General features: G+C 45.8%; 19 protein-coding genes. 6 read left to right on the top strand and 13 right to left on the bottom strand.

Translation table 11 applies throughout. The features are described 5' to 3' along the window. Positions 1-77: 77 nt before the first annotated feature. Together GWR21_RS08990 and GWR21_RS08985 are read left to right on the top strand one after the other, a co-directional pair. A complete protein-coding gene (locus tag GWR21_RS08990) occupies positions 78-650 on the top strand; it encodes a hypothetical protein (protein WP_162331412.1) in 573 nt (190 codons plus the stop codon). A 128-nt stretch (positions 651-778) separates the two neighbouring features. Further along, positions 779-1051 carry a DUF4242 domain-containing protein gene (locus GWR21_RS08985; RefSeq protein ID WP_162331411.1) on the top strand — a complete coding sequence of 91 codons (273 nt, stop codon included), beginning with the start codon at positions 779-781 and terminating at the stop codon, positions 1049-1051. A 138-nt stretch (positions 1052-1189) separates the two neighbouring features. On the opposite strand, the gene GWR21_RS08980 is transcribed toward GWR21_RS08985, so the two are convergent. Beyond that, positions 1190-1381 carry a hypothetical protein gene (locus tag GWR21_RS08980; RefSeq protein ID WP_162331410.1) on the bottom strand — a complete coding sequence of 64 codons (192 nt, stop codon included), beginning with the start codon at positions 1379-1381 and terminating at the stop codon, positions 1190-1192. A 131-nt stretch (positions 1382-1512) separates the two neighbouring features. Here GWR21_RS08980 and GWR21_RS08975 point away from each other — a divergent pair, with 131 nt between their 5' ends. Continuing rightward, positions 1513-1896 (top strand): hypothetical protein, encoded by a 384-nt coding sequence (locus tag GWR21_RS08975; RefSeq protein ID WP_162331409.1) that lies wholly within the window; start codon positions 1513-1515, stop codon positions 1894-1896. 150 nt (positions 1897-2046) lie between these two features. Here the strand turns inward: GWR21_RS08975 and map are convergent, their stop codons facing one another. From map to GWR21_RS08935, 8 genes are all read right to left on the bottom strand, one after another. After that, on the bottom strand, positions 2047-2811 hold the full coding sequence (gene map / locus GWR21_RS08970; RefSeq protein ID WP_162331408.1) for a type I methionyl aminopeptidase: 765 nt from the start codon (positions 2809-2811) through the stop codon (positions 2047-2049). Between the two features lie 345 nt (positions 2812-3156). Continuing rightward, on the bottom strand, positions 3157-3852 hold the full coding sequence (locus GWR21_RS08965; protein WP_162331407.1) for a class I SAM-dependent methyltransferase: 696 nt from the start codon (positions 3850-3852) through the stop codon (positions 3157-3159). Between the two features lie 97 nt (positions 3853-3949). Continuing rightward, positions 3950-4990: an alpha/beta fold hydrolase gene (locus tag GWR21_RS08960; protein WP_202929072.1), complete on the bottom strand. Its 1041-nt coding sequence runs from the start codon at positions 4988-4990 to the stop codon at positions 3950-3952. A 163-nt stretch (positions 4991-5153) separates the two neighbouring features. Beyond that, positions 5154-7421 carry a tetratricopeptide repeat-containing sensor histidine kinase gene (locus GWR21_RS08955; RefSeq protein WP_162331406.1) on the bottom strand — a complete coding sequence of 756 codons (2268 nt, stop codon included), beginning with the start codon at positions 7419-7421 and terminating at the stop codon, positions 5154-5156. Positions 7422-7719: 298 nt separating this feature from the next. Beyond that, a complete protein-coding gene (locus GWR21_RS08950) occupies positions 7720-8148 on the bottom strand; it encodes a nuclear transport factor 2 family protein (RefSeq protein ID WP_162331405.1) in 429 nt (142 codons plus the stop codon). A 43-nt stretch (positions 8149-8191) separates the two neighbouring features. Continuing rightward, positions 8192-9220 carry a VOC family protein gene (locus tag GWR21_RS08945; RefSeq protein WP_162331404.1) on the bottom strand — a complete coding sequence of 343 codons (1029 nt, stop codon included), beginning with the start codon at positions 9218-9220 and terminating at the stop codon, positions 8192-8194. Positions 9221-9350: 130 nt separating this feature from the next. After that, complete coding sequence (locus GWR21_RS08940; protein ID WP_162331403.1) at positions 9351-10352, bottom strand: SphA family protein; 1002 nt, start codon at positions 10350-10352, stop codon at positions 9351-9353. 109 nt (positions 10353-10461) lie between these two features. Continuing rightward, positions 10462-10638 carry a hypothetical protein gene (locus GWR21_RS08935; RefSeq protein ID WP_162331402.1) on the bottom strand — a complete coding sequence of 59 codons (177 nt, stop codon included), beginning with the start codon at positions 10636-10638 and terminating at the stop codon, positions 10462-10464. Positions 10639-10646: 8 nt separating this feature from the next. Here GWR21_RS08935 and GWR21_RS31755 point away from each other — a divergent pair, with 8 nt between their 5' ends. Further along, a complete protein-coding gene (locus GWR21_RS31755) occupies positions 10647-12581 on the top strand; it encodes a sigma-54 dependent transcriptional regulator (protein WP_162331401.1) in 1935 nt (644 codons plus the stop codon). Here the strand turns inward: GWR21_RS31755 and GWR21_RS08925 are convergent. Beyond that, positions 12553-12759: a hypothetical protein gene (locus GWR21_RS08925; protein WP_162331400.1), complete on the bottom strand. Its 207-nt coding sequence runs from the start codon at positions 12757-12759 to the stop codon at positions 12553-12555. The genes GWR21_RS31755 and GWR21_RS08925 overlap by 29 nt on opposite strands. Positions 12760-12772: 13 nt before the next feature. After that, on the bottom strand, positions 12773-13456 hold the full coding sequence (locus GWR21_RS08920) for a Crp/Fnr family transcriptional regulator (protein WP_162331399.1): 684 nt from the start codon (positions 13454-13456) through the stop codon (positions 12773-12775). Positions 13457-13682: 226 nt separating this feature from the next. Between GWR21_RS08920 and GWR21_RS08915 the strand changes: the two genes are divergently transcribed. After that, the gene (locus tag GWR21_RS08915; RefSeq protein ID WP_162331398.1) at positions 13683-16091 is read left to right on the top strand and encodes a S9 family peptidase; all 2409 of its coding nucleotides are present in this window, start codon (positions 13683-13685) and stop codon (positions 16089-16091) included. 101 nt (positions 16092-16192) lie between these two features. Here the strand turns inward: GWR21_RS08915 and GWR21_RS08910 are convergent, their stop codons facing one another. Next, positions 16193-16759: an HAD family hydrolase gene (locus GWR21_RS08910; RefSeq protein ID WP_162331397.1), complete on the bottom strand. Its 567-nt coding sequence runs from the start codon at positions 16757-16759 to the stop codon at positions 16193-16195. A gap of 205 nt (positions 16760-16964) precedes the next feature. On the opposite strand from GWR21_RS08910, the gene GWR21_RS08905 reads away from it, so the two are divergent. Continuing rightward, the gene (locus GWR21_RS08905; protein WP_162331396.1) at positions 16965-17924 is read left to right on the top strand and encodes a helix-turn-helix transcriptional regulator; all 960 of its coding nucleotides are present in this window, start codon (positions 16965-16967) and stop codon (positions 17922-17924) included. A 74-nt stretch (positions 17925-17998) separates the two neighbouring features. Here the strand turns inward: GWR21_RS08905 and GWR21_RS08900 are convergent, their stop codons facing one another. Next, positions 17999-21265 carry a leucine-rich repeat domain-containing protein gene (locus GWR21_RS08900; protein ID WP_162331395.1) on the bottom strand — a complete coding sequence of 1089 codons (3267 nt, stop codon included), beginning with the start codon at positions 21263-21265 and terminating at the stop codon, positions 17999-18001. Between the last annotated feature and the right edge of the window lie 41 nt (positions 21266-21306).

Raw genomic sequence — 21306 nt, 5'->3', positions numbered from 1 at the left:
CTCCTTTTAAAAAAGCGCTTAGCATATTAAATCCGCAAAATTTGCTTAAGTTCAGGCTTGAATTTAAAAATATCATTATGCGTCTCAGACTCAGATATTGTATGCTATTGTTGGTGAGCCTTCCGGTACTGGCTCAGAAGCCTAAGACAGGATTAAGTTTTACCAGTAGTAAGCAGCAGCAGATTTCAGTGTACAAGGGTACCATCATTGTGAACGGTAATAAGACCTTTCATTTTGCAGAAGACAGTATCAATTACGCCAGTAAACGGAACCGCATTGAAGAAGATAAGGGAAATGTTTTCCTGTTCCTGGACGTGAAGGCAGGGCCAAAGAAGAACAGGCTGTATGTATTCAGCATTAACAATTCCGTTGCGGATTCTATCCTGACAACTGTTAGCTCAGATATTAAGGACTGGGACCATGACGGACTGCTGGAATTTGGTGGTAGTGAACTAGCGGAGCCACATCCTTCAGCAGATTCGATCTATTATCTGCCTGCGAAGTTTTACGAAATCAGGAAAGGCAGAATCGAATATGATGCGGAATATACCGAGAAAATTGATAAAAAGGTAAACGGGACATTTATTGCCAATCCAGTGGGCACGAATGGAAGGAATAAAGCGATTCCTAAGCCGAAAGGCCGCCCGTAGGAGGTATTTGCCAGGATCTAATCGCCCTTCAGTTGTTCGCAGCTGAAGGGCTTTTGTTTTGCAACAGAGAACTAAAAGGCGCCCGGATTGTTATCAATCTGATAGTTACACAAATTAAATCTACAACTATGCCGAAATATGTAATTGAACGTGAGCTGGCGGGAGCCGGCCGGCTTACTACCGATGAACTGAAAGGCGTTTCCCAGGCATCCTGTAATGTATTAAGGAATATGGGGCCGGAGATCCAGTGGGTACAGAGTTATGTTACGGGTGATAAGATCTATTGTGTTTACATTGCTCCTAATGCTGACATGATCCGGGAACATGCGCAGAAAGGAGGTTTTCCTGCTAATGCCATCAATGAGATCAGGACGATCATTGATCCTACGACGGCAGAATAATTCTCCTGAAGGTTTTAGGTAGTATATAGTTTGCGGCCCGGAAGTATTATTCCCGGCCGCATTTGTATATAGTCATACATGAGTGCAGGGGCTGGTGAAGCTCAAAGTATGATCAGGCTTGTTTCTTTAACTGACCAATCAGGATATTACTTCAGCTGATGTTTCCTGATTGCCATATATAGCTATATTCCGTCCTCTCAGCTGTTCATCTTTGACCCAGTATCTTCCCAATCTTCTTAGTTCGCCTCCGCATTGCTGCCAGGCCAGTACGATCTGGTCAGACTCCACATCGGTTTTCTCCGGTATAAGTAACGTAACAGGATGTTGCATAGTGATGATAAAAGTAGGTAAAGATACAAAAGTTGCCGGACGGGCCTGACTGTTAACAGTATGCTAAACCTGTGGGAGGCATTAAATCTTTTTAATTAAACACTGTCAAATAATCATAAAAACCAACAATCATGAAAAAGATAATAGCAGTATTAGTTCTGACAGCCATGGTTAAAGTAGCTTCAGCAATGCCTCCCATGCATGGAGGTGGATTTAGAGGTGGATTTTATCCCAGGACTACAGTAGTTGTAGGCGGTGGGTTTTATAGTCCTTATTTCTCACCATTCGGTTTTTATGGCTACCCTTACGGGGCACCGTATGCGGCGGCACCTTATCAGCCGACCAAACTCGATATACAGGTCGCAAATATCAGGAATGATTATGCAGACAAGATCGAGTCTGTTAAGTTAGATAAAGACCTGACAGGTAAGGAACGCCGGTCTCAGATCAGAACCTTTAAACGGGATCGTGATCAGGCGGTGCTGGAAGCTAAAAGGAACTATTATAAATCATAAGAGAGAACAGGGGACACCGCAACGTGAGTTGCGGTGTTTTTTTTTGGAGAAGCGTTGTTGCTGAACGAGCTCTCTCCGATACTTTTATTTCAGTAGAAACCTTACATGTGTCGGTTTGAACAAAGAACTGATGTGTGATAAAAATACGGGCTAATTTAATATTCCATTCATCTCCGTCAGGATGATCGGTTGTCCGTCCGTCACTACGATCGTGTGCTCATGCTGGGCCATGTAACCACCCTTATTACCCACCATCGTCCATCCGTCACTCAACTCTGTGGCATAAGTAGATGTAGTGGAAATAAACGTTTCAATCGCCACTACTGAATTCTTTTTAAAGCGTCTAAGATCAAACCGGTTCTTATAGTTCATCAATTCCCCTGGTTCTTCGTGCAGCCCTCTTCCGATACCATGTCCGCCCAGGTTTTTAATCACTTTAAAACCTCTCTTTTTAGCTTCCGTTTCCATCAGATGTCCAATATCGGCGATCTTAACGCCCCCTCTGATATGACTGATCGCTTTCTGCAATATAGCTTTTGATGCGTCTACCAGCTTTTGGTGTTGGTGAATATCGTCACCCAGTACAAATGACCCGCCGTTATCCGCCCAGAACCCATCCAGTTCCGCGGAAACATCAATATTGATCAGATCTCCTTCTTTCAGGATCCTTCTGTCAGAAGGTATTCCGTGACAGAATTCATTGTCTACACTGATGCAGGTATAGCCCGGAAATCCGTAAGTAAGATAAGGTGCTGACTTGGCACCGAGGTCAGATAAGATCTTCGCACCATACTCGTCCAGTTCTTTTGTGCTCATCCCTGGCTGGGCATAGGTCCTCATTTCTTTTAAGGTATATGCAACGGCTTCGCTCGCTTTCTGCATTCCCAATAACTCGGATTCTTTAGATATTGACATATGTTGCTGGCTGTTTTATAAGTTGAAAGATACAATGTCTGTTTTCATTATTCCAAAATAAGTGTAATAGGCCGTTAGACAAACAAATGGGTTTGCATAACGAAAGTGAATGCATGCGCCGGCCCGATCACTTGATCTGACCTTTTAGACACACCAGATTGTGCCTTTAAACAAATGATCCCATCATGCAAAGATCGACCTTTGTACTGTAAATATAGGATGATGGTTATTATAAATCAGATCACTGGTCTGCAAAAGCCAATGATCCTCTTTAATAATTACAATAGTAGTACCGTGGGGTGGGATGAGGCACCTGCTATTTCCTGCCGGAAGTGAATCGTCCCGTTAGGTAATGATCACCGCTACCTGTTCGTGCATACGGTTATAGACAAGATATTTGTAACTCTTCTTTGTTTCTTCAAGAAATTCCCGGAATGCCCTGAACTCGCCTTGCATCCAGCCCGGATAGTTAAAATATTCGTCAAACACGATCACAGTACCTTCCACGATATTATCTTTTAACAGATCGAATATTGTTTTAGTTGAAGAATACAGGTCGCAGTCTATGTGGAGATAAGCAACCGGCTGATCATACTTTGCTTTGAAGTCAGGCAGCGTCTGGTCAAACCAACCTTTTACAAGGGTCACGTTTGGCGCAACTGTTGGCAACTGATTCAGTGCAAAATGGCCTTTGGAGAAACCGTCACGCCAGAACTCCGGAAGACCTTCAAATGAGTCGAAACCAAATATGCTGGTATCTGGCAGGTGTGTGGCAATGTGGTTAATCGTACTGCCAGAGAACACGCCAAACTCCAGTATCAGGCCATTGGCGATCTGTATATGACTGATGGCCGTATCATGCACAAGCAGATGATGATCTACGGAAGGAACATCCCACATATGTTCATCTATATAATCTGCTGTGGTGGACAACGATTTCACTGAGCGAGCAAACGAAATATCCCTGGCGAAGGTTGCCTGTATTTCGGGTATGAACGTGACTGCCCATTGCCGCAGGATTTTATGAATACGTTTTTTCATGGTTAGTTTCCCGGATGACAAATTAGATGTTGGCCAATAGGTCTATGTACTGATCCAGCAGGTACACCTATTGGCTTGTTAAAACTCAACGGCTGTATTAATTAAGGAAATGCCTTATTTCTTCGACGGCGACTTCGGGTTGTTCTTCCGGTACAAAATGGCCTGAGTTGTTCACTTTGATAACTTTCACATCTGATGCTTTATTAGGCAGCACAAATCTGAGCCAATCATAACCCGGGCCCCCAAGTCCCAGGACTGGCATTTTCAATACTGCATATTTCTTGTAGTCTTCAACATCCTTGGTAAATGTCTGATACCACGCATTACCCGCACGGATGGCCTCTCGGCTATTATATGCGCCGGCATATACCGCACGATCCAGTTCGGACATAGCGGCATCGTCTTTTAACAGGTAATGGAAGATCGCTTTCTGGAAAATAGCTGCACGTCCTTCCAGGAGGTCTTCAGGTAAACCATTCAGCTGGTTAAATGCAAACCACCATACATAGGGACGGGCAGGATCAAGTGTGTCCGTGGGCGTACCCATAGCCGGGAGCATAGGCATAGCCGTAAAGGTCTCATCCGGATGTGGAACATCGATCATCACCAGCTTTTCTACCATATCCGGATGGTTGGCAGCCATACTAAAAGCTACCTGAGCACCGATGTCGTGGCCTGCCACATAGGCCTTTTGGTATCCCAGCGATTTGATGAGCTCATATACATCGCCGGCAACGGTTTTTTTATCATAGCCTGCTGCGGGTTTGGAGGAGCTTCCCATCCCACGGTAATCTACTACCATGACGGTATAGTCTTTCTTGAGTGAAGGCATCATTTTGTGAAATGACCACCAGGTTTGTGGCCATCCGGAAAGCAACACTAGCAATTTACCTGTGCCACCAATCACATAGTGCATTTTTATCCCGTTCACAGCAGCATATTTATTGGTGAATCCGGGTAGTTGTTTTACCAGTGCTTCGTCAGCGATCTTGCCGCTATTGATATGTGCGCCATCGTAAACATGTCTGGTGGCTACCTTGGGGCCTCCCTGTGTAAAAGCAGGATGCGGCAGCATTAAAAATCCGGCGAGTGTAAGCAACATACTACTGCTGAGTAGTTGTTTTGTAAAGAATTTCATACGACTGTATTTAGCCTTGAACAATATGAAGGGTTTATCCTTCCTGTGCAAAGGTCTTCAACAGCATACGGGCGAACATTGACAAATGTTAAAATTCTTTATTGATTAATATCAATGAAAGATGACTGATCTATTATCAGCAGATGTCCGGTCAGATGATTAATCAAGCCAGGATCTGGCTTTGTTCGAATTCCATAGTTATTGTCGTGCCGCTACTATGCACAAAGTTGATCTTTCCCCTGAGCTGGCGTACTAAGCCTACCATCAGATTAATGCCGAAGGTTGAACAGCGTAGCGGATCAACGTTTGGAGGCATCCCCGGACCATTATCGGAGATCGTCAATGCTACTTTATTGTCAGCGCAATGCAGACGGACATGGATGACCAGATGCCGGACAAAAGGCGCGGCATGTTTAATTGCGTTGGTGATAGCCTCATTGATGATCAGGCCAACAGGAACTGCCTGTGAAACATCCATTTCTGCACAATCCAGGTCAGCATTTATCTCAACCTTATCACGGACAGAGAAACTATCCTGTATGAAGTCAAGCAATTCACCCACATAGTACGTCATATCAACACCTGAGAAGCTCTCTGACTGGTAGAGCTTCTGGTGGATGATGGAAACAGCCTGCATCCTGTTTTTGCTTTCACGTAATGCCTGCTTGGCCGTTTCGTTGCTTAAATGCAATGCCTGGGAGTTTAACAGACTGATCACAATCTGGAGGTTGTTCTTGACCCGGTGATGTACTTCCTTTAAGAGCCAGTCACGCTCATCCAGCAGCTGTTTAAGCGTAATGTTCTGCTGGTTGATCTTAAACTGTTGTTCCCGGAGCTGTTCATTGGAGCGTCGTTTGACGTTATATCCCCAGAAGCTGACACACATTAACAACAGCGTTAGTGCCCCTACACCGTAGGCGAAGTTCTTTTTGATGGCTTCATTATGCAGTTGCTCTTTTTGGTGCATTGTTTCCAGTGTTAACAGTGAGATGTGTTTGGCTTTTAACACAATATCCTGGTCTTTCTTTTCCGTTTCGTATTCCAGGTGTAACTGTTCCAGCTGGCGGTCATGCTTTATATTCGTGATAGAATCAGTCAGTATTTTATAGCGTTGATAATGGGCTATTCCCGAGAAATAGCGTCCCCGGGCAGAGTCAAGCTGGAAGCGATACAGTTCGATCCTGCTTCTGATGATAAATGTTCTGTCGGACTGTCTGAAGAATTCAAGTCGCTCGATATTCTTTTCCATCCTGGCAAAGTCCTTTAATCCAAAGAATAAACTTACACCAATGTCAGCAAGCATGATCCTTGTAGCTGCCTGTATGTCCGCATGTTCAACAAGTGCACTGGCTTCATGGAACAGCCGCTGTGCCTGATCATAGGAATGCTGCTGTGTGTAAGTGCCGCAAAGGCGCGTTTTTAATATAGCGAGCAGATCACGGTTACTTTCCGGGCAACGCTTAATTGCTTTTTCAAGCAAGGTGAGTGCTTCCCTGTACCTGCCCAAGCTGGTATACCCGACTGACAGTTCCGCTGCTGCAAATAATTCCAGTTCCAGGTCAATCTTCCGGGCAATATACATGGCCTTTTCGAGGTAGTAGCAAAACTGTGCCGGATTCTTCAACGCACTGTAGCTGGTTGCCAGGTCATGATAGATATTAAAAGCGACCAGTGTCGTGTCATGATATTTTTCTGCAATTTTCATTGCGGATAACAGATGCACGATCGCTTCCCGTGTGTTACCCAGACGGCTGGCGGTAGCTCCGATAAGATGATAAATGTCCTGCAGTCGTTCATAGTGTAACTGCTGATACAAAGCAAGTGATTGTTTCAGAAAACGCATTGCTTTGAGCGGGTTGCGGCCATAGTTGAGCAGGTCTCCGTAATACTTGAGGGCGTCGGCTAATTTGAGGGTGCCCGGACTGATCTTCGTCAGCAGATCAAGATACAGACCATAGTAGTGCGTTTTTTCTTTCAGGTCTGCTTCCGGGTCAATTTGAAACTGGGTTGATTTTTCAAGATAAGCATCAGCTATTACCACTGCCTGATTGGTTTTAGGCACCTGTGCTAATGCCTGGTCGATATATGCTTTTGCCTTATCGGTGTTTTTCAGCTCTCTTGTTATCTGAGAGAGTAATACCAGACTGCTGATCATGCCATTCACTGACTTAGACCGGCTACTAATTGTCAGCGCGTCATTGGCATACAATATAGCAGCGTTAAGATCACCGGCGGCTTCTCCCGGCCTGTTGACATAATAGCCGGCGAGCTGTCTGAGTACTGCCGCCCTGGTACTGTCTTCCCCGGTTTTTTTAAGTTCCCGCAACAGGTCATTTACAACAGCATCCTGCTGGGCATTGAGCCTGGAAGCACTACAGATAAATATCAGGAATGAAATAAAGATCAATCTGCTGGCAGTGGAGGCGCGCATAGTTCTCAAAGTATGGTATAAAATTTACATGCATTTGCAATGTGTGCTGACAAAAGTTAAATACTGCAGATTTAATTGGCAGCAGCAATAGGAAACTGTTTATATAGTTACCTGCTTTTCATTGTTCAGCTGCGAATATAGCCATCAATGGACTAATTATATGTCCAACATTTGTTGTAGGGGCTTTTTCGGATAACACGAAGGGCCGCCTTTTTACAAGAGCGGCCCTTTTATTTGATATCACATTCGTCATGCTTACAGCTTGCTTTCATCAATAGCAAGCTTACGAAACCTTGTGTTACATTATGCCAATCTGTTTTAACAGGATCGTGGCCGCTGTGTAACAATGAAAGGATTTTATCTTCCCGTTTTCCAGCAGAAAGAAGTCCGCACACGGCGTATTGATGGTTTTTCCGGTAGCAGGGATGGTGCCTGATGGTAACATAAGCGGCCCTTTGTGGGTACCGTTTAAGGTAAGCTCTACCATCACCATATTCTGCTCGTCCTGCACATACACTTTTAACAGCTCCCGGTGCATATCAGGGAACGCCTTGGCGTAGATATCAACGGTTAAACCGATGTCTTCCCCGTAGTATTTTTTTCCGGCTGAAACGTCCCAGAAGTAGCCATCTGGTGTGAACATGGAGGCAAATAATTTCGCGTCCTGTACTTCCGCAGCCTGGTAAAGGTCACGGACAATCTGTTCATTGGTGGATTGAGTTGCCATAATTACAAAGTTGAATGGTTTTAATAGATGATATATTGATTTGTTATTTGTTCACTGTATCCAGGAAGGCGTGCAGTGATTTAATCTTACCATTTTCGACCAGCATCAGGTCCATGCCTTTAACAGCTGCCGGATGAGCCTTGTCTCCATAGTTCCAGAAGAGACGAACTGCATTATGATTAGCATCGATCCTTGCCAGAGAGAAGTTGAAGGTGTTATGCTGTTGCTGGAGATGACCAATGAAGTCATTAAGCTCTTTTAAACCGGTAGAGATGTAAGCTGCATCCACAAAGACAACATCACTGGCATAAAGTGTTTCCAGCCTGGTCAGACGGGTAGCCGCATCTCTGGTGTTCCAGATCTGCAGATGTGTGGCTGCCAGCTGCTGTAACTGTGCCTTGCTGAGTGTATCATTGGCGGCGGGCTTTTCAGTACTTGCAGCGGGCGACCATAGCCTGATAGCAGGATGTTTTTTCTCGTAACCTTTTCCATTCGGGTAGGATACAAGTTCCATTTTAGCACCCCACGGTGTCAGAAAGTATACCCAGGTTTCACCTTCAGTGTCTCCCACAGGCATCGTAAATGGTTCGCCCAGGAAGGTTACCTTTTTAGACTTGAGATACGCGACGCTTTGTTTAATATCCGGCGTATAGAACGCGATATGGGTTGCGCCGATATCGTCGCCACCAGGTTGTTGCTGGCTGCCTTCATTTTTCTCATAATAGAACAGCTCAATGTTGGCGCCATCTCCGGCTCTCGTCATTTTAATAGTAACAGGTCCCGTACCGGCGTGCATGTGGTTCATGTTTTTCCAATTGCTGTCCAGTGATACCGGGCCAATTTGGGTGACAGCGGTAAAGCCCAGCACATCAGAAAAGAACTGAACGGCCTGTGGCAGATCAGGGACATTGATACCGATATGGTCGACGCCTGACAGGGTCGCCTTATCCTGCGCCCGTGCCGTAATGGCTGGAAATGTTGTTGCAAGTACGATGGCGAATAAGGCCAGTATTTTACCGGCGTACTGGCTAAGTCTGGCATCTTTTACTGTAGTAGATATTATCTGTGACATGATGGTTGTTTTATTTATTACTAATGATTTTGATAACACAAAGTTGGAATATCGTGCGTTGTTCTACATTGACTTTTAGTAAGAAAAGACATTGATAAATGTCAAGAGAACCGCCTGAAGGTTGGTGACATTACCTGGTTAAAGGAATGGCTACACGCAATGTCGGCCTCCAACCTGCCGGACGATTCTTCGCGGCGGTTTCAGAAAATACCTTCAACTCCATCAGACCGCCTCCCGGTAAGAAGTAAGCGACGCCAGGACCATAGCCGAGCACACGTTCCCGGGTATCAGTAATTCCATACTGTGTGGCATAATAATTACTGTGACCATCATACCGGTCCTGATTGAACTGGTGTAAATAGTAAGCAGCCGCTTCGACCTTCAATCCTGGGAGAATGGTATAATCCACGGAATAGTTGCCATTATAGAAAGTGCCTGGTTGTGCTTTGCTGTCAATAATGCGGGTGTTATAATTGAATTGGTTACGTGCACTGACGCTGAGCTGTTTGTTCACCAGAAGGGTAAAGGCATGATACATACCAAAAGAGTACAGGTGTGCGGATGGATTAATGGCATAGGCGTCATTAAAGGCGCCGGTAGGTATGCTTACATCCAGTTCTGTACGGTGAGAGAAGGCTTTCCCAAATAATTTGCGGTCAGACCATTGAACGGCTACGCCTGTAATAATGTCTCCCCATACTTTCGGGTTTGCAGCGGGGGCGCCGGTATTGATACTGGATGCGCTCACCTGTGCCACAGGAACTATCACGGTGAAGCCCAGATTGCCGCCGAGTGCTTTTACCTTTGACAGGCAGATGAACTGATGTAACGTGACGAGGGAATTGATCTTTAGATCAGTAGCCGCTTTGTTACCGTATTGGTCGTAGATGCCACGAGTCTGGAAGGCCTGTACATATCCCTGGTAGAGGAAACCGGGCTTGCCGGCGATACCGTCGAAAACGTTGGCTAGTCCCAGGTTGGTGGGTGGTAATGTTGGCGCCTGCGCATGCATATGTCCTGAAAACGCCATCACGGCAAAGACAGATATGGTAAGTGTTCGTATGGTTAGCGGAGAAATGACGCTTATTTTAGTCAAGATGCCGGATAGTGAGGCAGTGATATATCTTTTCATGTTGCAAACCTAAATCGCCCATATGCCCGGAAGATTGATAAAAGCCAGAAAAAAGTATTGACAAATGTCAACGTCGTTGTGCGTATTAATCTGAAACTTTGCCCTGTACTTAATGGTCCATTGCCACAGTGGTTAGAACAGGATGCTTCTCGTCCGTAGGTGCGATGTTCAGCGGAGAGTCGCAGGTGACATCAGCCAATGAAGGAACAGCATTAGGAAAGTTTACTATTTTGTGTGGAAATGAATAAGGAGAGACCTTCTCCGGATGGATGACACCATGTCTCACGATAGCATATGAAAGAGAATATACTCATTGTAGAAGATGAATATGTATTAGCCAATGACCTGCGGCTTATGCTGGAACAGGCGGGCCATAGCATTTGCGCTATAGTAGACACGATCGAAGACGCTAAAGAGGCCGTCCGGCAATATCGTCCTACCTGGGTACTATTGGATATATTACTGCATAACGATGCCATGGGAACCGATCTTGCCGTATTTCTCACAGAAAGGAACGTCGGATTTATCTATGTGTCAGCAAGTACCAATCAGGAGATACTCGAGCTGGCGAAACAGACACATCCGGATGGTTTTCTGGTAAAACCGGTGAGAGAAAGGGACCTGCTGATGATGCTTGACATTGCGCGTAATAAGCATAGACAACACACAGAGGTGATTGCTCAACGTGAAATGTCAGTGCAGAATCAGATACGTCAGATCATTGATAGTAATCTGGAGAGCGCTCACACTCTGGAGCTCGTTCCGGCTGCATTTCAGTCGCTTGTGCCGTTCGACTTCATGTATTACGAGTTCTTTTATCCGGCTACAAATCTAACAAAAGGGAATAGCTTTTTGAGAATAGGATTTAACGAATACCAGGTTATTTCCAACCAGGACCTACCGAAAGTGCTCAACAAGCCTAAAATCTCGGTACAGAGACAGGCTTTGCGACCGTTTGTCGCTGACGATATCCATAATCAGCCGTCTTTTGATGCGTTACTGGAAGTGAAAGGACTGGAAAATGCCCTTCATCACCGGTATGATATACGGTCATACCTTCCCTTCGTTATTACTCTTGGTAGTATCGGCGTGCGCCTGGCCTTCTACAATAAGCGATATGACGCCTACAGCGCTGCACATTTATCATTATTATCTGCCGTACAACGATCATTGACCGACCTGTTTTATAAACTGCACAATTTCGATACGAGTTTTGCCGGAGGTTCTGGTAGTAGGAAGAAAGTGGCCCTGTCCGCCTCTTTGTCGGCTGATCAGCATTTCAGGCACCTGATTGGCAATAGCCCCGTATGGCTGAGGGTACTGGACGATATGCAGACAGTCGCACATACGCCTGTTTCAGTACTGGTACTCGGTGAAAGTGGTACAGGCAAAGAGTTGGTGGCCAAAAGTATTCACGAGCTCTCTTCCCGGCGTGCCCGGCCTTTTATCGTCGTGAATTGTGCTACCTTACCGGCAGCGTTAATAGAATCAGAGCTGTTCGGACATGAAAAGGGGGCGTTTACAGGCGCTTCAGATAAGCGGATCGGGAAATTTGAAATGGCAGATGGCGGTACCCTGTTCCTCGATGAGATCGGAGAAATGCCCATGCCTTTGCAGGGTAAACTGCTACGCGTTTTGCAGGAAAAAGAGCTTGAATATATCGGAGGTAGTAAAACCGTAAAGGTGGATGTGCGTGTTATCGCTGCTACAAACAAGCATCTTGAAAAAGAAGTAGCAGAAGGACGTTTCCGGCTCGACCTGTTTTTCCGGTTGAATGTATTTCCGATCGCGTTACCTCCCTTGCGAGAAAGAAAAGAAGACATTCCCTTATTAAGCGTTTCCTTTCTTGAGCAGATTGCCATACGGATCGGACGCCTTCCTGCGCCCGTTCTGAGCGCAGCGGCCACCAGGAAGCTGCAGGCCTATCAGTGGCCTGGTAATATCAGGGAACTTGAAAATCTAATGGAGAGGTTGCTGATCAGATGTAAGAACAACACGATCAGCGAAACGGATCTGCCGGAACTAAAGAATACCATGATGCCTGAAGAACAGGAAGATCAGACACTTTCCAGGATGGAAGCAGAACATATAATTACGATCCTTAAGAAATGTAACGGGAAGGTATTTGGTGTTGGTGGTGCCGCTGAAATACTGGGACTTCCAGGCAGTACACTCGCCTCCCGGATAAAAAAATTAGGTATCAAGAAAGACACTTATTTCCGTCAGTAACCAGGCGTACTGCAGAAGGTAAGAGCGTTTTTAGCAACCCGATTATGATGGTCACCATGGCGATGTCATTTTGCTCAGAGAATGCATATTGCTTCATGGAAATCAGTGAGCGCTTATTATTGGCCTGTACCAGTTGTCTCCTGCCGGCGCCTGGTGATGCTATGCTCCGGTTTCGCATCTTTGTCAGCTATTTAACATCCCCGCCAGTTTTTACGGATACGGCTGAGCGTTTCCGGTTGTATACCAAGAAAAGAAGCGATCATGTTCTGGGAGAACCGCCTGGAGTACTCCGGCCAGTTAGATAGCAGATCAGCATATCTTTCCTCGGCATTCATACTTAGCGCTGTATTGATCCGCAGATGACTGAACGCCAGCTGACGGGAGTGGTCATAATCCATAAACATCCGGATGGCTGGTATTGCAGTGCGCAATGTATCGAGGCCCTGACGATTTCCGATGAGCAGATCGGTATCTTCAATTGCTTCAATATGATAACTGCATGGGCGATTGTTTCTAAAGCTGTCGTTATCTCCCAGCCAGTTGTTCTCTGTACTGAAGTAAAGAATGGTTTCCTGTCCTTTTTGATTGATGGAATACGTGCGGGCGGCTCCGCGTATGATAAAGCCCAGGTGTCTGCAGATATCTCCCTCCTGGACAAAGTACTGCCGCTTCCGCAGGCGACGTGTCCCAAGTGTTTCCATCACCAGGCATTGCTCATTGTCACTGAGCTTCATGCCAGTATGAATGGCTATCATGTTGAAAAAAATCGCATAGGACCTGTTCAAAGAGGAGGTAAATCCAGGCTTGGCAGTAACTACAGACATATCTGAGCGAACAGTCTGATGGGAGGCAACATAAAGTTTAGATCCTTGCATATATCATTTTGACTACCAGGGTACGAAACGGGTGCCATATTAGGAGTGTGCTGATAACCATTTTGTTATGCATGAATGAAGCAACCGCATTACGAAATATCAGAAAAGTTCGAACGATCAGGCGAAAATCTGCTGCCGGTACTACATCGTTTCCATTCATACTTTTTCTGACACATATAAGCGCTTTCCCGCCTAAATTGTGCGCAATTCAACCAAATCGCTATTTATGAGAACGCTGTTTTTATTGATTTCATTTGTTATTGCACATGCCTGCTATGCCCAGGATGAAGGATATAAAACCCCGCCTAAGGAAATTGCGGACCTGCTGCTCGCTAATCCTACTCCCGCAGTGAGCGTCGATGGTCAGGGTAACTGGATGTTAGTGATGGAACGCAACAGTTATCCATCAGTAGAAGAACTGGCCCAGCCGGAACTGCGTATCGCCGGACAACGTATTAATCCGGGCAACTTTGCACCGAGCCGACAGACCTACATCAATCATTTCAAACTGAAAGACCTTCATGCCAACAGGGAATTTGCCGTTACCGGACTGCCTGCAAACATGCTGGCTGGCAATGTGGTGTGGAGTCCGGATGAAAAGAAGATCGCCTTTATCAATACTTCCGCTAAAGCGGTTGACCTGTATGTGATCGATATTGCTACCCATAAGGCTACCAGGGTAAACAAACAACCACTGAACGTGATCCTGGGCGATCATTTCATCTGGATGGATGATCATACCTTACTGTATAAAACCATTCTGCAGCCGGCTACTGCTGCTCCTGCCAGGTCATTAATGCCTGCTGGTCCCACCATTCAGCAGAATCTCGGTAAGGTAGCACCCAGCCGCACTTACCAGGATCTGATCAAATCCCCTTATGATGAAGAGCTGTTTGCTTTTTATGCTACCACGCAACTGGTAAAAAATGTGAATGGCACGGAAACTAAGATAGGAGAACCGGCTATCTATAACGCCTATAGCTTATCCCCTGATAAAAAATATCTGCTGACCCGTACTATCAACAAACCTTTTTCGTATCTGGTACCCGCATATGGATTTAATGCTTCCATTCGTGTGACCGATCTTACCGGTAAGGTGCTGAAAGTAATAGCAACGTTGCCTTCTACAGAATTATCTCCTGCTGGTTATGATAATGTGCTCAATGCCCCACGTTTATTCGAGTGGCGTGATGACGAGCCAGCGACCATTACCTGGTGTGTGCCGTTAGATAGTGGTATTTACAAAAGTAAAAAGGATTTTCACGACGTTGTGTACGCACTCAGCGCCCCCTTCACCGGAGCGGCCAGCGAGTTATTTAAGACCTCCTGGCGGTACAGCGGTACCAGCTGGGGAAATGATAAGCTGGCACTGGTAAGCGAACGCCTGCAAAGTAAACAGGCTATACGCCTGAGCCGTTATAACCCATCAAACGGCCAACTGGAATTGCTGATGGAACGCAATACGACCGATGCATATAACAATCCAGGTACACCAGTAACAGAGAAGAATAAATATGGCAGGCAGGTTATCAAACTGATTGACAACGGTACGAAGCTGCTGATGAATAATACAGTAGGCAGTTCTCCTAAAGGCGACTTGCCATTCCTCGCTAAATTCGATCTGACCACAAAACAGAACGAAATTATCTGGCGTTGTCCGGAAGGAACTTTCGAAATGGTGACGGATGTGATCGACGCCGAGAAACTGGTCTTGCTGACCCGCCGCGAATCACAGAAAGATATGCCAAACTATTACATCAAAAACCTGGTATTGCGCGTAGCCGACAGGCCCATTACTGCTTTCGCGAACCCCTATCCGCAACTCGAAGGCATCAGTAAACAGAAGGTCAGTTATAAAAGGGCGGATGGTGTAGACCTTACGGGTGACCTATACCTGCCTAAAAATTATGATGCTAAAAAGGAGGGGCCGCTGCCGGTGTTGATATGGGCCTATCCGAGAGAGTTCAACAGCGCAGCAGATGCCGCACAGATCAGGGGTTCTCAATACCGGTTCACCATGGTAAGTTATGGTGGTCCAGTATTCTGGGTAACGCAGGGCTACGCCGTGCTTGACAATGCTGAAATGCCGATCGTAGCCACCGACTCTTCCAGGAAGCCGAATGATAATTTCATTGATCAGCTGAGAATGAATGCGGAGGCGGCGATAGATAAACTCGCCGGAATGGGAGTAGGAGACAGCAACCGTGTAGCGATCGGCGGACATAGCTATGGGGCCTTTATGACGGTGAACCTGCTCGCTCACACGAACCTGTTTAAAGCGGGTATCGCCCGCAGCGGTGCGTACAACAGAAGTTTAACGCCTTTCGGTTTTCAGAATGAGGAGCGTACCTACTGGGAGGCGCCGGAATTGTATAGCGCCATGAGCCCATTCAGCTACGCTAATAAGATCAAAACGCCTTTGCTGATGATCCATGGTGAAATGGATGACAACCCGGGCACATTCCCAATTCAGAGCGAGCGTTTATTCAATGCCGTGAAAGGACATGGTGGTACCGTACGCTATGTGGTGCTGCCTTATGAAGCACACGGATATAAGGGGAAGGAAAACCTGCTGCATATGCTGTATGAGCAGCATGCCTGGTTGGAAAAATATGTGAAGAACGCAGGCAAATAAGAACGGTGCTTTTAGTAGCATATTTTAAGCCCGCTGTTACTTAATAGAAGAAGGAGGACGGTATGATTAAGCAGGTAATACTTAATTATACCGTTCTTTCATTAATGCATTGTTGCATAAGGCCAGGTCCTGGATCGCCAACCTCTCTTTTCTATCGTTCGTATGTTATTTGCGTCTTTCAATGTTAACAGATAATCATACAGATATGTCAGCTCCTGATCATTGCTATCTCCGGTGAAGGGCTCAATATACACGGCATTGCCATAATTACTTCTTGACTTTTCCGGAGAATCATCTATAATGATTATTTGCTCCAGCCGGAACCCCTTCTTTTTCACTTTCTCCAGCTTTTTTTCGAAGTAATATGCATCCAGCGTATAATCTCTTTTCATGGTGCACCTGCTTCTGCCCCAAATGAGCGCCCATTCCACATCAGGTGGTGTGATTGCTTTCACGATATCAGTTACATATTCATCACTTGCAGAACTCCATATCCCTAATGTAAAATGCGGGGATATATTTGCCAGGAACCGTGCAACTCCGGGACGCTGATGAATATAGAAAGCATCAACCTGAAAATCCGCAGTGATGGTCAGGGGAGCAGTGGTCGCATGTATCAGCGTTTCATCAAGATCAAGTATCAGTAGTTTGTCTGATTTGTCGGGCATAGCTGAAGGTATTCAGGGATCATCATTAGTATGAACACGTGCAAGATACTTACTAATGTTGACAATGGGTCCCTGGCCCACCACCATACATGGCTACCTTCCTATTGGCTGACACATGATATTTTCGGATTTAAATTATTTACCAGCAAAATTATTCTCACTTTTGCGGTTAAAATAACCGTAATTGATACTATAATAGTCGTAAATGAAAATAGCGATCACTGATAAAGGGACTGGTATTGCAAAGGAGTTTGCCCGCGCTATCGGTGCCGTGGCAGAGGGGCGGTTCATATATATTCCTGAAGACAAGGGGCTGGGGTACATAACCGGCTTTGGCTGGGGGAAAGAATTGCGCATGATGATCCGGAACTATTACCTCAGAGAGGAGGTGTATATTGAACGTACAAATGAGCTGGCAGAAGGGCAGGAGGACATCGTTTTTTTATTAAGTGGCATTCTCCCATCGATAGTGCAGCCGGATGAACGACTATTGCCGGAACAGGCCAATATCCTGATCTGTAAGCATGCTGTTTCTTCTGTCATCGCCATGCCTTCAAATACGAGTTTCGGTAGTGTGACAATTGCTGTTGCCCGGCAATATCTTCAACAGCTCTTTGGTCAGATAGACCATCCGGTAGTGTCAAGTGTTTTAGCAGCAGGAGATAATTTTGTATTTGAAACGGGGATCTCTGCACCCATCATTCATACGGCCGGCGCAATGCTCGGGCAGCCTGTTCCGGACGGTCTGGAAAGCTATTATTACAGGTTGAAGTGTGAAGAATTGCTGTGTCATGTATTTGCCCTGCTAATGCAACGGGCCGAAGTGCCCGCCAGTAATATGCATGTCGATGATATTAAAGCGATATATAAGGTCAAGACCCACTTACAATCACGTCCTGAAGAACCACCAAACATCACCTCACTGGCGAAAGAAGCGGGTATGAGCGAGCCAAAATTGCGAAAGCTCTTCCGGCAGACCTTTGGCAAAGGTGTTTTTGAGTATTATCAGGCCGGCAGAATACAGGAAGCAGCAAGGTTGTTAAAAGATGGAAGGCTGACAGTCTCAGAGGTCGGCTACCAGCTTGGTTTCACAAATCTCAGTCATTTTTCCAGGGTCTTTGAGCAACATATCGGTGTTAAACCCAAGAAGTATTCAAAAATGTAGTGAATGACGCCGGCCCAGGTTTAAAAGTAGCAGCGCCTTCAGGAGTAGGATGGCGCTGCTGTTTTTAAAATAGGTTATTTCTTCAACCACTTTTTATATTCTTTCGTTTCTTTCAGGTCATCAAAATGGCTGAAGTATCTATGGTGCTCAAGTGTTCGCTTCACGATCTGCCAGGCCTCTTCCTGCCGACCAAGTCGTAACAGGATACGGGCCTGAGAGTCATAGATAAAATACTGGCTTTCGTTTTCCACGCAGGCGGCTGCACGGTTAACAAGTGCCAGCGCCTCTTCTGTGTGCTCCTTATCCTCATAGATCGTGAATATTTCCCATGCGACCGCATTGGCTACTATACGGATCACCTCTCTGTGAAATGCACCCATATCGGTATTATGCAGTATTTCAGCTGGTAGCAGGGAGAGTGCCTTTAAACCTGTTTCAATACAAAGGAGGCTGTAGCGGCGTTTTTCTTCCGCTGAGAGGGTGTTATATAAAGCGTCCGCCGACAGGTTACTACATGCATTGGTTATCAGGTAGTGGGTATATAATAACAGGTATTTATCCTTTACCTTTCCCTCATTGAAATTAGCCAGCACCTTGTTGTATACGGAGATTGCCTTTATGGGATTACCTGCGTAATTGAACCACAGCCTATTGCCTTCTTCGATCAGATCAGCGGTCTCTTTCCATTTTTTGGCGGCATCGGTATCAATGATCTCAGTTGCCGTCCAGTTCTCCCGTAGATCCAGTTCGACTGCTGGTAATCTTTCTGCGATCCTCAGACGATCTGCTATCTGAAACGAATTACCTTTCAGATTCAGGGAACGTAGATTTGGCAGGTGGTAGATTTCTTCCGGCAATGATGAAAGCATATTATCACTGAGATCAAGTATGCGCAATTGCTGCAATGCGCCGATACCTTCCAGATGTGCAGCCGTCATCGGCTTTCTTAAATGCCCAACCATTCTTCCATCCCCATAATCTGCTTTTTCAGCCTGCAGATCTAAGAGCTCCTGTAATCTTTCAGGGTCATGCGACAGATTAGCCGCTATCTCTTTGAACTTTTCGGGAGTCAGGTCTTCCAGCCACCTGCGGTAAAGATCTATCTTTAGTTCCTCAAGAGAGGTAATATGGAAGAACCCTTTTAACAGACTTGCTTTAGGCAGCGGACTGCTGGCATACTTATAAATGCCTGATGCATGCACTATCCGCAGTTTCTTTAACCCCGAAAGGTCTGGTAATTCATTTACAAAACAAAGGCTACTGTCCAGGTACAGCTCTTCCAGTTGTGTCAGATTAGCCAGTGCTGCTGGTATGTGTTTGATAGCGTTCATGTTCATGAACAGTCGTTTCAGTCCCGTACATCCCAGGATGGCTTCCGGAAAGTCAACCGGCTCACTGCCCGTACATTGTTCGCATCTCAGCTCTTCCAGATAGGGGAGACCTGCCCTGATGGCAAACCCCGGGCAGCCTGACACATTCAGGACGCGTAAGGAAGTCACATTACCCAGCGTGGTGGGCAATACCAAGTCCCTGTTCCTGGATACGTCCAGCACTCGTAAACGCTTCAGACTGATCAGCTCTTCCGGCAACGTTCTTAAACCACAGTTCTGAAGATATAGCTCTTCCAACGCTGTCATTTCCGCTATTTCCGGAGGCAATGATTGTATGTTGTTGCCATTTAAGGTCAATTTCTTCAGCGACTTCAGTTCTGTAATGGGCGGCAGGAATCTCTTTATTGCCTGGTCGCTCAGATCGAGTTCCTCTACATCTGACCAGGTAGCTTTTGTTTTATCAAGTGCCCGTTGTATGAGCTGTCTTGCCGTTAGTGCATTTTTTAATACCGGCGCCTTTTTAGCTTTCAGTAATCTGATGAAAGCCTCCTTGTCAAACTTATCGTTCTGAAGGACAGCTGGTGCCATGATCTCCGGAAAGTCGGCGATGGTGTAGTCATACCTAAAGAGGTCATGGGTATCCTTGAAGTAATTTATCAGCACTGCACCTTTCGGCGTGATGGTCATCTGATGGTCAGAATTTAATACATACGGTACCGTTGTAACGCCTTCGATCGTAATGCTGCCAGCGTTATAATAGCCATCCAGCACGTATTGAATATCCGCATTTCCGGCAATATGGATGAATTCATTTTCACTGTAAATGACATCACATTTGACATCTCCAGTCACAAGTAAACAAGGATAGGACCCATCACCCGGCAGTATGTTTCCTTTGACTGTCAACGCGCCGTTAACGAGTATCAGCATGTCTTCCACATCCGTCGGTTGTCCCAGGCTTTCCAGGACAGCCTTTGCCCATTTTTCACTCAGATCTTCATCTACAGACAGGTTACCTTCGAAATACAATACCCGGTCAAAAGGAATGTCTGCTATCGGACCATAGTTACTCATATCAATTTTTTCCTTCGCGGCTTCCAGTGTGATTATCTGTGGCTGAGCGGAGAAGGCGACCGCTTCGGACAGCTTAGCTGCTTGTTTATCCTGAGCGGCTGGCAGGAACTGATCCCTGAGGATGTGTTTGCCTTTATTAATGTAGCTGGAGATCTTATTACTGTCGGCGTATTCCTCTTTTTTAACCAGTTCAGGTCGCAGCACAGTGATCTCATTGTATGCAATATCTGCGCCTTGTATCTCATAGTCTCCAACCACAACACCATCTACCTCACCTTTGAATGTGAAGGAATGATCATCGGCAAAGATGGCTACGGCCTGGGTGTTTCCCTCTACAGTCAGTTCTCCATGATTGTAGTAGCCGTAAATGGTCTGGTCGGCCGTCAGGTTTCCTTTCACGTAGAACTCGCCGCCTCCCTTGTTGATACTTTGTGCGTGAAGATTGCCGGTCACCAGCAGATGTTCTCCGTTATCCATATCCGGCTGGAATATCACTCCTTTTACGGTTAGATTGCCTTCTACGATAATGCCATATATATCCTCTTTGATGGCAGCGCAATGTTTATAGGTATCAAGCGACCCGCTGAATACTACATCACCTTTATACAGCATATAATTACCGCCGTCATCATACAGGCCATTGATGTATTTATCAAGCTGATATTGCTGCACTGCTTCTTTTTCAGAAATGATGGTATAGTCACCGGGCGATAACGTTTTTCCATCCCGTATAACTTCCTGATAGCCTTTCCCGGTCTTCTCCTTTACAAGCTTGTCGTATTCCTGTTGGGCTTTAATGGGGTCTGGAAGATCCTTTTGTGTGGTTTTACCCGGGGTACCGATCTTTCCGTATCGGGTGCTAATGGAGTTGGCATGCAATGATATTTCCCAGAATTTTGAGGATGTCCCTTCCTGCATTTCGAAGTACTGGAGCATTTCTTTGATAGGTTTTTAAATAGTGATATCTTTTATGGTCA

This window comes from Chitinophaga agri, assembly GCF_010093065.1.
Lineage (GTDB): Bacteria > Bacteroidota > Bacteroidia > Chitinophagales > Chitinophagaceae > Chitinophaga > Chitinophaga agri.
This window is presented reverse-complemented; position numbering and strand designations above follow the sequence as displayed.